Raw genomic sequence first — 14534 nt, forward strand, 5'->3', positions numbered from 1 at the left:
GACTAATTGTAATTCACTTTAAGAAATAAGGAGTTAGCTTGTTAGCGGTTGTTGAGTGATGTGTGCAGGGTTCATTTCATTATTAAGCTGTAAAATCAATAAATTAGCTGCTTTTTCTCCCGCTTGAGCATAGCCAGGATCAATACTGTAAATATTAGGGAAAAGAAAAGAGAGCAGCTCATTACCACCTACACCAGTGACGGCGATATCATCTCGGCCCAATTCTTGGAGACGTTTAATCACGCCAAGTGCCAGAGTGTCACTGGCGCACACGATAGCTTGAGTCTGATCATTTAGCACTTCATCAACCAGTTGGTAGGCACTTTCATGATGCAAACGCCCAGTGCGATAATTGGGAATGCATCCACTTTGTTTACACCAATCTAAGTACGAATCTAAACGTAATTTACCTGTCGTTTTATCGCTAGGATCGACACCAATGTAGGAAATATGAACTCGATTTTTCGCCGTCAAATGAGCAAGCGCGCCTTGAATAACACCATAATTGTCATAGTTAATCGATGAGACTTTATCGGCATCCATCGCAATCACAACCGCTCGCGATGCCCATAGGTTGAGTTGTGTGATATCGAGATCGGTAAAACCAAATACAATCACACCATCCACATTACGCTTATGTAAAACCTCAAGGTGCTCGTTCGTTTTAGTGCGATCAAACTGGCTTTCCATAATCACCACATCGTACCCATTTTGATACAACACCTGTAGCATTCGCCCCACGGCGCGGTTTTCAGACGGTGATTCAAGGCGTGAGATAATCACGCCAATCACTTTTTCACTGCCACCACGCATTAACTGAGCCGATTTCAATGGCACATACCCAGAATCTTGGATAACGCGTTCCACTTTTGCTCGTGTTTCAGGCTTCACTTTTGGGTCGTTCGTCAATACACGAGAAACCGTCGATTTACCAACACCAGACAGTTTTGCAATATCCAAGATAGTCAGTTTTCTGCTCATGCGAACCTATAGCGTAAATAAAAATGGAAGATAGCATGCGCTTATCTTAAATGAATTATTGAGTGGTACAGCCTTGATAAGTCGTTGATCCCACTTCGAGCAAAGCTTCATCGCCTTTCGTATGTAAAAGCACGGTTTGAGGCTGAGTTTGCTCGCTATCGTCGATCACATACTTTGCGCCAGAGGCGGCTGGAATTTGTATTAATGTATATTCGCGATCGGCAATACGGAGAACGGCTGACTGTTGCTCAATATACGCAACATCAAAATGCTCACCAGAACGGCATTGATAATGCTGGAACAGGTTCTCACTTTCAACGCGCGAATCGTTCGCGTAGTGTGGTGAGCATGCCGCTAAAAAACCAACACTGAATCCAACAAAAAGAAATGATTTATTCATATTGCCTTCCACAAAGGGGGGAATTTTTACTGTGCAAGAAAAGCAGGGACATCGCGAATACTATCAAGTACCACGGTGGCGAGTAATTCACCTTGCTCAGTAACGGGTTTACCGGTACGCACTAACACACGAGTACCAACACCTGCGGCTTGTGCAGCCATCATATCTTCAGCTTTATCGCCTATCATCACGGATTTTTCCATATCGATATCAAGAAAGTCCCGTGCGGAGATAAACATACCAGGCTTGGGTTTGCGGCAATCACACTCTTCTTTATACTTACCTTCACCGTGCTCAGCATGGTGCGGGCAGTAATAAATACCATCAAACTCGACACCGTGATCGGCAAAATTCCAGTCCATCCATTGCGTTAAAGATAAAAAGCGCTCTTCACTAAATTTCCCACGAGCGACACCTGATTGGTTGGTCACCAAAACCAGCAAATACCCCATGTCTTGAAACTTCTTAGTGGCTTCAAATACACCATCAATAAACTCAAAATCATGCTCATCATGAACATAGCCATGGTCAACGTTGATCACGCCATCGCGATCTAAAAACACTGCAGGTTTAGCCAAAATAACTCTCTCATATCACGCCAGATATGATGATTATTACACGCTTTATTTTTTTCATCACTACCTAATTCACCAAAGCGTTTAGACGTCTAGACGTAAAAATATCTATTGACTTAAATCAAGTTAAGCCATAGCATCGTCCAACAAGTGAGAGAGAGTTCAACATTTTATTCTGTTATCCCTGCACAGGTTTTCCGATGATTCAAATTAATCAAGTAAATAAAGTTTTCTATCAAGGCAATAAGGAAATTCATGCTTTGAAAGAGATTAATCTTCACATTAAGCAAGGCACTATTTTTGGTGTAATTGGCTCGTCAGGTGCAGGGAAAAGTACGCTGATTCGCTGTGTCAACATGCTAGAGGCTCCAACAACAGGTTCGGTTGTGGTTGATGGCGTTGATTTAACTCAACTGAGCAAATCAGAACTCAGCCAAGCTCGTCGCAACATTGGCATGATCTTTCAACACTTCAATTTGCTTTCATCACGTACGGTATTTGACAACGTTGCTCTGCCACTTGAACTGGCTGGTGTCGAAAAAAATAGCATTGAAAAGAAAGTGTCAGAGCTGTTGCAACTGGTCGGCCTGACGGATAAGCGCGAAACTTATCCTGCAAATCTGAGTGGTGGTCAAAAGCAACGTGTTGCAATAGCGCGAGCACTCGCCTCTGATCCCAAAGTATTGCTGTGTGACGAAGCCACCAGTGCGCTTGATCCTGCGACGACTCAATCGATTTTAGAGCTATTGAAAGAGATCAACCGCACACTCAATATCACCATTTTGCTAATTACTCACGAAATGGATGTGGTAAAAAGTATTTGCCACGAAGTGGCCATTATTGGCGACGGTGAACTAGTTGAAAAAGGCACAGTTGGAGAGATTTTTGCTCACCCTAAAACCGCCTTAGCTCATCAATTTATTCGCTCAACGCTCGATTTATCAATTCCGGAAGATTACCAAGCTCGCCTGCAAGCCACTCGCGTAAAAGGTAGCTACCCACTGGTGCGATTAGAGTTTACAGGCGCAACGGTTGATGCTCCCTTGATGACACAAATTGCCCGTAAATTTAATATTGATGTCAGTATATTAAGTTCTGACCTTGATTACGCTGGTGGCGTTAAATTCGGCATGATGGTCGCTGAACTGTTTGGTAATGAGTCGGACGATACGGCCGCTCTTGAATTTCTTCGCGAAAACAACGTAAAAGTAGAGGTACTTGGTTATGTCCTTTAACACCATCACCGCTTGGTTAAACCTGAATGGCGATCTTCTACTGATGGCAACCTGGCAAACACTCTACATGGTCGCTGTCGCGGGCATCGTCGGTTTCGTGGTTGGTATTCCACTAGGGGTTATTTTACATACCACCAAAAAAGGCGGCCTTCTCGAAAACACTCAGCTGAACCGCATTCTTGGTGCCATCGTCAACATTGGTCGCTCTGTGCCATTTTTGGTGCTTATGGTGGCCATTATTCCGGTGACAAAACTGCTTGTCGGTACGTTTATTGGTACCACTGCGGCTATTGTTCCGCTGACGATTGGCGCAATTCCATTTGTCGCTCGTTTAATTGAAAGTGCATTGCTGGAAGTGCCCACTGGTTTGGTCGAAGCTGCGCAGTCAATGGGGGCTACGCCGATCCAAATTATTCGTAAAGTGTTGCTTCCTGAAGCGCTACCAACGATTGTCAACTCAGTCACCATCACGATGGTCACTCTAGTAAGTTACTCTGCCATGGCCGGAACCGTTGGCGGCGGTGGCTTGGGCGATGTTGCTATTCGTTACGGCTTTCATCGCTACGACTTAGGCATCATGACGGTCACCGTGGTGATGTTGATTGTCTTAGTACAAATTATTCAATCGATTGGCGATAAGTTTGTCCGCCGTGTCGACCACCGTTAAATCACAATAAAGTTAAAACACAGATTCGTTTTATAACAAGGAGTTAATCATGAAATTTAGCCTTAAAGCTCTACTTACCCTCGCCGTTAGCGCTTCAGCACTCGTGCTGGCAGGCTGTGGTGAAAAAGCGGTCGACAACAATAAAATCAAAGTGGGTGTCATTGCCGGTGCTGAAGCACAAGTTGCTGAAGTTGCAGCAAAAATTGCAAAAGAAAAATACAACCTAGATGTAGAACTCGTAACGTTTACCGACTATGTTACTCCTAATGCGGCACTGGATGATGGTTCGATTGATATCAATGCATTCCAACACAAGCCATACCTTGATCAACAGATCGCTGACCGCGGTTACAAATTAGCGATTGCAGGTAACACCTTTGTTTACCCGATTGCTGGCTATTCAAAACAAGTGAAATCGGTTGATGAGATTCAAGATGGCTCTCGTATTGCGGTACCTAACGATCCAACCAACCTTGGTCGCTCTTTACTGCTGCTAGAACAGCAAGGCCTTATTACTCTACGTGACGGAGCAGGCCTACTGGCAACGGTACGTGATGTGGTCGCCAACCCAAAAAACATCACTATTGTTGAGTTAGATGCCGCGCAACTGCCTCGTTCACTTGACGACGTTACGCTCTCGATCATCAACACGACCTACGCCAGCTCAATCAATCTAACGCCTGAAAAAGATGGTGTGTTCGTTGAAAATAAAGAGTCACCTTATGTCAATATCATTGTTTCTCGTGCAGAAAATCTGAATGCTGAAAACGTGACTAACTTTGTTAAAGCCTACCAAACAGAAGAAGTGTACCAAGCCGCTTCGAAAATTTTTGACGGTGGTGCAGTAAAAGGCTGGTAATTAATAAACCTATTACCTGTGCAAAAAAGCCTATAAAAACAGAAAAGCCGATACGCGATGTATCGGCTTTTTCGTATCAACAACACGCACCTGCTTACTTAATATGATCCCAAGACATATTGGACACAATACGGCACGGGTCGCACTTAAAATGGAAAATGTCGTGCAGCGGTTCATTGAGTAGCCACTCTCCCCCACATTTCGGGCATTTTCTGGCTTGTTCGTCCGCTAGGCTCTGGCCGCCAACTCGATACTGGTAGTAATAAGTAGGGATGTGGGTCAAAAACTCAATTCGTCCTCGTAAATCCCATCCTCTAATAAACAGCACACTGTCCACATCGCAAATCTCGTGCAATGCAGCGTGTTCTGCTCGGCAACCACCCGCCATCTGAAGTTCATCACACGCCTGCCACTCTGTTTGCCATTTGATCACTGCTTTATGATCGCCATTGAAGGTCGCAGAATTACGATATAAAGGGATCGGCAGCAATGTGTCACCACTGCGCAGCGGAGAACAAGTGTGTACATAAGTGGTGTAAAGTATCTGCCAGCTAGGCAAAACATCATCAGCGGCTTGCTCGGAATTAAGATCGCGCCCCAACAAACGGGCTTTCGGAGCCAGCAAACTAGCCTCCGTCAAGCGACTCAGGCACACCCTAACAAAATCAGAGTGATACTTAGGGTGTAAGCTTTCTTGCTCTGGGCAAACCACCCGCACAAAGAACTCGCCCTCTCCCATCACTATGGGGAATTCACGCCCAAGCACTTGACCGTTATAGCGTAAAGCATCCATTAGGCCATTAATCGCTTTATCTACCGCCGAGATAGTCGTGTTATCAAAACACTCAAACTGCAATTCAACCACGTACATCGTTACACCACAGGTTCTAAATTAGCGAAAAACTCGGCCACACTTTCGGCCAGCACGTCGCGTTTATCGGTACCTAAACGTTCTAAAATCACATGTCCAGAAAGGTTACAGATCGAAATTACATCCATCTCCGCATCGGTTGCACCAATAAACACGGTTGGTTTGAGTTTTAGTCGGCGCTGAGTCACCAAATGACCGAGGATATTTTCCTGCAAACGAACAAAATCATCCTCACTCCACACTTGCAATAGAGCGAGCTCGTTGCCTTGCCATTTAGCGGGCATGTCCGCACAAAACTGTACGCCATAAAAGGCTTTAATATCAGAATGTAGAGTCAATTCAATCGCTGCTTCTACGTTAGAAAAATCAGCTGCAACCGATCTGACGATGGGCTTCCACAGCACACTGTCTTGGTCGTTCATCACTGCGCAAGGGGAATCTAACTCAGCCAACTCATCATTACGAGGAGACTCGCCATGCTTTGTTTGGTAAGTGTCAAGATAACGTTGAGTAAATGAAAGTAAGGCTTTCTCGGCAGTTTGTGCCATGAAGTGCTCCAAAATTGATGAGTCGCTGCCTTGTGTGATGACAGCAACCCTAGTATTGCGTAAAATTCTGCTTATTCTAATCGAATTGACGTGAAAGTATGAGCAAATATTCCGATGCCAAAGCGCTGGCAGGGTTAACCCTTGGCAAAAAAACCGACTACGCCAAACAATACGATCCAAGCTTACTGCAACCTGTCCCTCGTAGCTTAAACCGTGATGATCTGCATTTGGGGGATAGCTTACCGTTTAAAGGCTGTGACATTTGGACTTTGTACGAGCTCTCTTGGCTCAATGAAAAAGGGTTACCACAAGTGGCAATTGGCGAGGTTTCTATCCCTGCAACAAGTGCTAGTTTGATTGAATCTAAATCCTTTAAGCTCTACCTCAATAGCTATAACCAAAGCAAAATAGCCAGTTGGGATGAAGTAACGCGGCGCTTAACCAACGATTTATCGGCCTGTGCCGGCGCGCCAGTCAGTGTCACTCTCAACCCGGTGACCGATTACACTGGCCAAGCGATTGTGACTATGCAAGGTGAATGCATTGATGGACAAGATATTGAGATTGAAAGTTACCAATTTGATGCCAGCTTACTGAAAAGTGCCGCGCGTGGTGAGCAAGTCAATGAAACACTGCACAGCCATTTACTGAAATCGAACTGTTTAATCACCAATCAACCCGACTGGGGCAGCGTCGAAATTCATTATCAAGGTCAACAAATTGATCGAGAAGCACTGTTACGTTATCTCGTCTCATTTCGTGAACATAATGAGTTCCACGAACAGTGTGTAGAGCGCATCTTCACCGACATTATGCAATACTGCCAACCGACACAGTTAACGGTATACGCTCGATACACTCGCCGCGGCGGTTTGGATATCAACCCATTTCGCTCAACCGAACAAGAACGGCCAACACATAACCAACGTATGGCCCGTCAATAAGGATTAGCATTAGGATGATCAACGTGCGCTGGACACTTTTGCTCAGTTTAACTCTGGCTCTGTTTTCACTGGCTTCACAAGCCACTATCTACTCGTCGCCAATGTTAAATGAAGCCAATGGGTTGATTGATATCTCACCGAATCAAGCCAAAACCCTAGCCACTGAGTATCTGACTCAGCGCAAGTTGGCCGAAAAATCAGAAAAATCATCATCAGTGATGGCGCGCGATGAAAGCGACAGTCGGATTCGAACACCGGGCAGCAGCGTTGATGCGTTAAAAATTTTAGCCAAAGCAGAGTTCCAGTTGCACAATATGGATGCCGCACTGGCCGCGTTAAAACTTGCTGAAGAGCTCACGCAACACTATCAATTGCCTTATTTAGCCACGGATGTACAAATACTCAAAACTCGTCTAATTTGGCTCAATAATAATGATGCAAGCGCCGCTCGGCAGGCGCTACGCGCGATCAGCATTCAATATGATGCCATCAAAAATGCGGATCAAGTGGCAAAAGGTCTCGATTATAAAATTACCCTGCTCAAAGCAGAAATTGCCTCAAAAGCCAATGATATCGAACTGGCCAATAAGCTTTTTGCTGACCTAAAGCCTTACATTGATTCGATCTCCTCACCGAAAACCGTAATTGAATATCAGATTGTTATTGGTCAACATTTTCTCACTCATGGCTTTTACAATCGCGCTTTATCTGAGTTGCTAGTTGCCTATTGGGGCGCGATTGAAAACAACTCAAGCGCCCTACTCGCTAAAACCAATACCTTACTGGCTCAGCTTTTTTTTGAAAGAAAAGTGCTCGATAAGGCTTTAGAGCATTTGTCTCAAGCCGCCGATTTTTATGACGGCTATAACAAGTCGCCAGCCTTGGCTGATGTATTGCAACGTATGGGCGATGTCTATTACCAGCAAGGTAAATACAATCTAGCGCTCGTTCACTACTTCAACGTGATCGATCACGAAACGAGCCGCAATGATCTGGAAAAAGTCATTGAAGTGCGTATTAGCTTGGCGGCGACCTACCTTAATCTCTATAACTACCCATTAACTGACCAATATCTCACTCGTGCTGAAGACTTGCTTGAGCTGAAAGATTATCCTCGTTTAAAGGCACAGGCTTACTTACTGCATTCAGGATTAGCCTTTCACCAAAAGCAAGCCAATGTGGTCATCAGCAACGCTCAACACGCCTTAAGCGTTGCTAAAACGATGCAAGATGAAGAGATTGAAGAGCATGCCTATCGGTTACTGGCCTTGGGTTATGAGCAAAACGGTCAGTACGCACAGGCCTTAGAGAACATAAAACGCAGCAATGCACTATCGCAAATACGCCAAGAAAAACTCAATCAGATCAGTGAAGATGCTTTTCGTCAACAAAAAGAGTTTGTAGAACAAACCTTACATCTGGTCGGGCAAGAAAAAGCGCTGCTCAAAACTCAAGAAGAGTATAATAAGTTCAAAAAGATCGCTTTTATTCTGTTTATCATCTCCATTATTTTATTTTTACTGTTACTGCGTAGAGGCTACCTTATCCAGTTGCAAAATGAAGAAATCGATGAACTCAACAGCACGCTCTTTACCCATTCTCGCTCTCGCTTGCGTAACTTGCGCATGCTCAATGCTAAGCTTCCTTCAGCGATGCAAAAAAGCAGCCGTCATTTTGAGCCGTGGTATATTGGTGAACTCATCCACGAGCCACTGAGTGATCGCCTCCGCTTTGTGATGATTGATATTCCCTTTCTGCGCAACATGTACTTAGAACATGGCTATTCAGCTGGCTTAGAATTGGAGCATCAATTTGGTCAGTTTTTAAAATCGAAAATCAAAGAACCGAATCGGATTTATCACTTTTCAGATTCCAATCTGCTCTATATCGAACCGAATGCCGATCGCAATACACCGCCTGAAATCGCATTCGATCAAATTCAGCAATGGATAGATGAATTTCAACCTGAACGTCGCTTAAACCGTACAATACGGATGGGCATCGCCGACTACCCGTTTTTGCCAAGAGCTTATATGGCGATTAATGATAAAGAGCTGCTCGATATTCTGCTGATGGCAACCAACACGGCTCGTGAGCTAAGTATGAGAGAAGGAGCAAGCCATTGGGTCTACTTAAAAGCGATCGATAACGCTCCAGCCGCTAGTTTTGCCTCCAACAATATTCGCAAATCATGCAAGCACGCCATCAATCAAGGGTTGATAAAAGTGCATTCTTCTTATAAGAATGAGGAGAGCATCAAAAAACTCCTAAAAGATGGGTAATTACTCGGCATTCAATGTGTTAAAGCAGTGACGTGGGCAATTAATTTGTTATTATCGATAAATCAATTAATAGGATCATAACGATCCTCGCAGTTTAGTTTAGTTGTACATGGGCGCTCTCGAACAGGATATTCAAACACAGTTACAGCAGCTGAAAACTCAGTTGGAACAGGTTCGTTTGACACACAGGGACACTTCGTTCAAATTTAAACGAGAACATACTGTCCTAAAACGGATCGTCGCATCATTAAGCTTGGCGTGTCAGGGCAATGATCATCAGCTAAATATTAATTTATCGGATCTTCGTGAAGCTCTAGAGCAACAAAAAGACGTAAGCACGCTCATACCTCGCTTAGCCGTATTGGAGCGCATGTTGAAGCAACAAACTTTGGTTATGGAAAAAGAAAACTCTCATTTGGACTCTCAAATCAAACATTGTGGGGAAACATTACTTCGCGTTGCTGGCCTACCCGCCAAACTTAAGCGTGATTTGCGTGATCTGCTCAGTTTTTCAGAAGCTCAGCCTAAAGCCGAACAAGCGATTCAACTGCTTGGGATTTATGAACGTGCAATCAAAATAATAACAGCGAACCCGAATACGGCCATCAGCGAGCTGCATGTCGCGGATAGAGAGCTATTGACCAAGCTATCCGATGAACTGCAACACCTGATCACTGAATTGGATTTTGAAGGTGAATCAGGGGAACTACTGGTAGATATTCGTGCCAAGCTGTTGATTGGCGTATCGACATCAACGCTCTTAGAGTTGACGTTAGAGATTCTAAAACTGGTGATTGATGGCACCAACAGTGAGCGAAAAACATCTGAGAAATTTTTAGAACAGGTCAACTCATCACTCACAAAACACATTAAAAGTAGCACTCACAACGCAGACCAAAGCCAGAGTTACTTTGAACATCGCCAAGAGATGAATGCTGAACTCGCCGCTTTGATTACCCAAAGCCAAACTCTAATCAAAGATTCTGTGGCGATTGACGATCTTAAGCTCTCCGTTTCACCTATATTATGCGAAATGGCGTCACTTTCTGAACGCTTAAGTCATGCAGAGCAACGCGAGCAGGCACTGATTGAACGCTTAAATTATGGCAAAAATCAAATGGAAGCTCTGTTTGAGCTCACCCAAGATTATCGCCGTAGATTGGAAGATCAGTCTCAGCGCTTGCTGCTTGATCCACTAACAAAAGTCTATAATCGCACGGCCTTTAATGACCACCTTGAGCTGGAATATCGGCGCTGGATAAGAGCTCAACACACTTTCCGAATCGTAATCTTTGATATTGATAAGTTCAAAACTATCAACGATAGCTTTGGCTATACGGCAGGTGATAAAGCCCTTAAAATTATTGCCCGTACCATATCCAAAGAAGCATCCGATACGGATACCGTGGCACGTTTCTCTGGTGAAGAATTTATTATTTTACTTCCCGATCAAGAAGATAATCACTGTTTCAAGGTGGTAAAAAACATTCAACGTCATGTATCGAGGCTCCCTTTCAAGTTCAGAGACAAGAGTATTACGATTACACTTTCAGCCGCGAGTACCTGTTTTAAAGACTCCGATACGCCAGAGGAAGTACTTGAACGTTTACGCCGCTCGTTACTAGAAGCCAAGAGTTTCGGCCCTAACCAAGTAGTTTGGAAATAAACACAAGTCCGGATCGGATGTAGACAAAATAAACCCATTCAAATAGCGGCCTTAACTGGTCGCTATTTGAACAAAACCAAACTAAAGCGTGCTGAACATCACACTCTGCTTGCATAAACATTTCCTAACAATCGAGAAAAGAACTAGATTGATACTGTAATTTCAATCAGTTATGTCGTCCTATCGCACATCCGCCACTAAACGAACCATGACCTATACTCCATACTAAGCGGGTATATATAAAAACCAACTTTAGTCGTAGCGTGGACATTTTCCTTACTTCTCAACTAAGGAGGCCAGTATGATTACTCATATCAGCCCTACAGGCAGCATGGATCTGCTTTCTCAACTTGAAGTTGAGCGTCTAAAAAAGACCGCGTCGAGCGATCTATATCAACTGTATCGCAACTGCACTTTGGCGGTACTTAACTCTGGTAGCCATACGGATAACTCAAAAGAACTTCTTGAAAAATATAAATCTTTTGATGTCACTGTCATGCGCCGTGAACGCGGTATCAAGCTAGAGCTGACGAATCCACCAGAACATGCCTTTGTTGATGGGCAGATCATTAAAGGAATTCAAGAACATCTGTTTTCGGTCCTGCGCGATATCGTTTATGTCAACATGCATCTGGCGGATAATCAGCGCCTAAATCTTACCAATGCCATTCACATCACCAACTTAGTGTTTGGTATTTTGCGTAATGCCAGTGCCTTGGTTCCCGGTCTTGAACCTAACTTAGTGGTTTGTTGGGGTGGACACTCTATCAACCCTACTGAGTACCAATATACGCGGGAAGTGGGCCATGAACTGGGCTTGCGTGAACTGAACATTTGTACAGGCTGCGGACCAGGCGCTATGGAAGGACCAATGAAAGGAGCCGCTATTGGACACGCTAAACAGCGCTATACCGCACAACGCTATCTTGGCTTAACCGAACCGTCGATCATTGCCGCCGAGCCACCAAATCCGATTGTGAACGAATTGGTGATTATGCCGGATATTGAAAAACGCCTAGAAGCTTTTGTGCGAATGGCGCACGGCATCATTATTTTCCCCGGTGGAGCAGGAACAGCGGAAGAACTGCTGTACATTTTGGGTATCATGATGCACCCAGATAACGCAAGCCAACCAATGCCAATTGTACTGACTGGGCCAAAAGAGAGCGAAGCCTACTTCCGTTCAATCGACACATTCATTGCCGAAACATTAGGTGAAAAAGCACGCCAACATTATCAAATCGTCATTGATGATCCAGAAAAAGCGGCGCGTATCATGAGCCAAGCGATGCCGCTGGTTCGTCAGCATCGTAAAGATAGTGGTGATGCTTATAGTTTCAACTGGTCCCTCAAAATCGAGCCAGAGTTCCAACTGCCTTTTGAACCGACTCACGACAGTATGGCCAACTTGGATTTACACCTAAACCAAAAACCAGAAGTACTCGCTGCTAACTTGCGTCGCGCCTTCTCTGGCATTGTCGCTGGTAATGTGAAAGCGGAAGGCATTCGAGAAATTGAACGTCACGGCCCATTCATCATTGATGGCGATGCCCAATTGATGAAAAAAATGGATCTATTGCTAAAAGACTTCGTTGCACAACACCGAATGAAGCTGCCCGGCGGCAGTGCTTATGAACCTTGCTATAAAATTGCAACCATTAACCATTAACCATTAACCATTAAAGGCAAAAATAACTTATGCCGGGGATGAGTGGCAATATTAAGTAAGATCATTACAATAAGGGCTTATTAAGCCCTTATTTTTTGGTCGTTATGTCTTTACACCTTGTCATCATTGATGCTTTGAATTTGATCCGTCGGGTGCACTCCGCACAACCCGATCCTAACGATATGGCAAGAACCATAGAGACAACCTCGCGCACCTTGCACCGTATCATCAATGAAGCTCAACCGACCCACATCATCGCCGTGTTTGATCATCACTTACAAGACCGGGGCTGGAGAGCACAACTTCTACCGACTTATAAGCAGAACCGGAAGCCGATGCCAGAAGCACTGCAACTTGGCTTAGACGCCATTCAGCAAGCATGGTGGGAATTAGGGATTGATTCACTGCTCTCGGAAGGTGATGAAGCCGATGATTTGGTGGCCACCTTAGCCACGAAAGTGGCAAGCCACGGTGAAAAAGTAACGATCATTTCAACCGATAAAGGCTACTGCCAACTGCTCTCTCCCACTTTACAAATTCGTGACTACTTTCAACATCGTTGGTTAGATCAACCCTTTATTGAACAGGAATTTGGCGTAAAGCCGAGCCAATTAACCGATTTTTGGGGATTAACGGGCATCAGTTCAAGCCAAGTTCCCGGCATTGCCGGCATTGGTCCAAAAGCAGCAAAAGAAATATTAACACAATTTCCCGACATAGAAGCGGCCTACGCCAGTGCTGATTTGGCCAAGAAATACCGTAAAAAATTTGATGAGCAGATCGATATGGCGCGAGTCTGCAAACACATTGCCACACTAAAGACCGATATAGAGCTCGGTTTTAATTTGCAAGACATTCGCTTTTCAGCGCAAGTATCCCATCCAGAATAGCAAAACGCTCCTAGAAAGGAGCGTTAAATTAACCTATTGGAGCATTAGTGCGGAGAGATGTTCGACAAGCATTGGACATGCACTGTGATCTCTTCACGATCATGATACAAATGCTTTGCCTGCATGCGGAACTTTACATCATTTTTAATCAGAAAAACTTTCAGATTTTCAATATCTTGTAAAACTTCATCATAGCGCCCTTTCATTGGCAGCTTTAAGTTGAAGATGGCTTCTTTCGCCCAACCCTTGAGGATCCACTGCCCCATTAAATGCGCAACACGAGCTGGCTTTTCAATCATGTCACACACAATCCAAGTCACGTTCTTGCGTGGCGGCTCAAATTTAAAACCATCCTCGGCATGGTGTTTCACTTGTCCTGTATCCATCAAACTTTCAGCCATTAGACCGTTGTCGATAGCATGAACAAACATCGAACGCTTCACCAGTTGGTAAGTCCAGCCCCCCGGGCATGCACCCAAGTCTACCGCCCACATTCCCGGAGCCAAACGTTCATCCCACTCTTCACGAGGAATAAACACATGGAAAGCCTCTTCCAACTTCAGTGTGGAACGACTTGGCGCATCGGCTGGGAATTTCAAACGAGGAATACCCATGAAAAAAGGGTTCATCCGGAAAATCGATACCTGAATGACTTTTCTGATACCATATCGCCAAAAATAGCCAGTTAATGTCAACTTCACTTCTTTACCATCGCTTTGGAATACGCGGCCCTTTCCATTATTGCTCTACAGAGTTTGATGGTGACGCGACCATCTTTCACGTAGCACACAATCCTCATATTAAATGTCCATCATGTCGTAGTCGTGATGTCATAAAAAAAAGGAGGTAAGGTTCGCCGTTTCATCGCTACGCCAATCGGCACTAGCCCCTGTTACATCCAGATAGTAAACCAGCGGATTGAATGCCGAGCTTGTAATACACTCGGG

13 protein-coding genes and 1 pseudogene are annotated in these 14534 nt (G+C 44.5%); 8 read left to right on the top strand and 6 right to left on the bottom strand.

All coding sequences use genetic code 11. The features are described from left to right. Positions 1–33: 33 nt before the first annotated feature. The 3 genes from treR to gmhB are packed head-to-tail and all read right to left on the bottom strand — an operon-like array spanning position 34 to position 1959. Complete coding sequence (gene treR, locus B9J87_RS13410; protein ID WP_094151166.1) at positions 34–981, bottom strand: trehalose operon repressor TreR; 948 nt, start codon at positions 979–981, stop codon at positions 34–36. A gap of 55 nt (positions 982–1036) precedes the next feature. Next, positions 1037–1381: an MliC family protein gene (locus B9J87_RS13415; RefSeq protein ID WP_017044208.1), complete on the bottom strand. Its 345-nt coding sequence runs from the start codon at positions 1379–1381 to the stop codon at positions 1037–1039. Positions 1382–1407: 26 nt separating this feature from the next. Continuing rightward, positions 1408–1959: a D-glycero-beta-D-manno-heptose 1,7-bisphosphate 7-phosphatase gene (gene gmhB, locus B9J87_RS13420; RefSeq protein ID WP_094151168.1), complete on the bottom strand. Its 552-nt coding sequence runs from the start codon at positions 1957–1959 to the stop codon at positions 1408–1410. Between the two features lie 197 nt (positions 1960–2156). Between gmhB and metN the strand changes: the two genes are divergently transcribed. Genes metN through B9J87_RS13435 form a run of 3 tightly spaced genes read left to right on the top strand, consistent with a single transcriptional unit; the run spans position 2157 to position 4717 of the window. Then, the gene (gene metN, locus B9J87_RS13425; protein ID WP_013857383.1) at positions 2157–3191 is read left to right on the top strand and encodes a methionine ABC transporter ATP-binding protein MetN; all 1035 of its coding nucleotides are present in this window, start codon (positions 2157–2159) and stop codon (positions 3189–3191) included. Continuing rightward, positions 3181–3858 (top strand): methionine ABC transporter permease, encoded by a 678-nt coding sequence (locus tag B9J87_RS13430; protein WP_017044205.1) that lies wholly within the window; start codon positions 3181–3183, stop codon positions 3856–3858. Before metN ends, B9J87_RS13430 begins: the two co-directional genes overlap by 11 nt. Before the next feature lie 49 nt (positions 3859–3907). Then, the gene (locus tag B9J87_RS13435; protein ID WP_094151170.1) at positions 3908–4717 is read left to right on the top strand and encodes a MetQ/NlpA family lipoprotein; all 810 of its coding nucleotides are present in this window, start codon (positions 3908–3910) and stop codon (positions 4715–4717) included. 94 nt (positions 4718–4811) lie between these two features. Here the strand turns inward: B9J87_RS13435 and B9J87_RS13440 are convergent, their stop codons facing one another. Beyond that, the gene (locus tag B9J87_RS13440) at positions 4812–5588 is read right to left on the bottom strand and encodes a Zn-ribbon-containing protein (RefSeq protein ID WP_094151172.1); all 777 of its coding nucleotides are present in this window, start codon (positions 5586–5588) and stop codon (positions 4812–4814) included. Between the two features lie 2 nt (positions 5589–5590). Next, a complete protein-coding gene (syd, locus tag B9J87_RS13445) occupies positions 5591–6136 on the bottom strand; it encodes a SecY-interacting protein (RefSeq protein ID WP_176429532.1) in 546 nt (181 codons plus the stop codon). Between the two features lie 98 nt (positions 6137–6234). Between syd and queF the strand changes: the two genes are divergently transcribed. The 5 genes from queF to xni all read left to right on the top strand — a co-directional run bounded on the left by queF (position 6235) and on the right by xni (position 13587). Further along, positions 6235–7080 (top strand): NADPH-dependent 7-cyano-7-deazaguanine reductase QueF, encoded by an 846-nt coding sequence (queF, locus tag B9J87_RS13450; protein WP_094151177.1) that lies wholly within the window; start codon positions 6235–6237, stop codon positions 7078–7080. A 14-nt stretch (positions 7081–7094) separates the two neighbouring features. Then, positions 7095–9362: a tetratricopeptide repeat protein gene (locus tag B9J87_RS13455; RefSeq protein WP_094151180.1), complete on the top strand. Its 2268-nt coding sequence runs from the start codon at positions 7095–7097 to the stop codon at positions 9360–9362. A 109-nt stretch (positions 9363–9471) separates the two neighbouring features. Beyond that, entirely contained in the window at positions 9472–11028 is a 1557-nt protein-coding gene (locus B9J87_RS13460) for a GGDEF domain-containing protein (protein ID WP_017044199.1), read from the top strand. Between the two features lie 301 nt (positions 11029–11329). Beyond that, complete coding sequence (gene ppnN / locus B9J87_RS13465) at positions 11330–12697, top strand: nucleotide 5'-monophosphate nucleosidase PpnN (protein ID WP_094151183.1); 1368 nt, start codon at positions 11330–11332, stop codon at positions 12695–12697. A gap of 104 nt (positions 12698–12801) precedes the next feature. Continuing rightward, positions 12802–13587 (top strand): flap endonuclease Xni, encoded by a 786-nt coding sequence (gene xni / locus B9J87_RS13470; RefSeq protein WP_026028115.1) that lies wholly within the window; start codon positions 12802–12804, stop codon positions 13585–13587. Positions 13588–13631: 44 nt separating this feature from the next. Here the strand turns inward: xni and rlmM are convergent. Further along, positions 13632–14207: pseudogene (gene rlmM / locus B9J87_RS13475) on the bottom strand (23S rRNA (cytidine(2498)-2'-O)-methyltransferase RlmM); the annotation flags it as partial. Positions 14208–14534: the final 327 nt, after the last annotated feature.

The sequence above is a fragment of the Vibrio sp. V19_P1S1T109 genome (assembly GCF_002241375.1).
Taxonomy (GTDB): domain Bacteria; phylum Pseudomonadota; class Gammaproteobacteria; order Enterobacterales; family Vibrionaceae; genus Vibrio; species Vibrio anguillarum.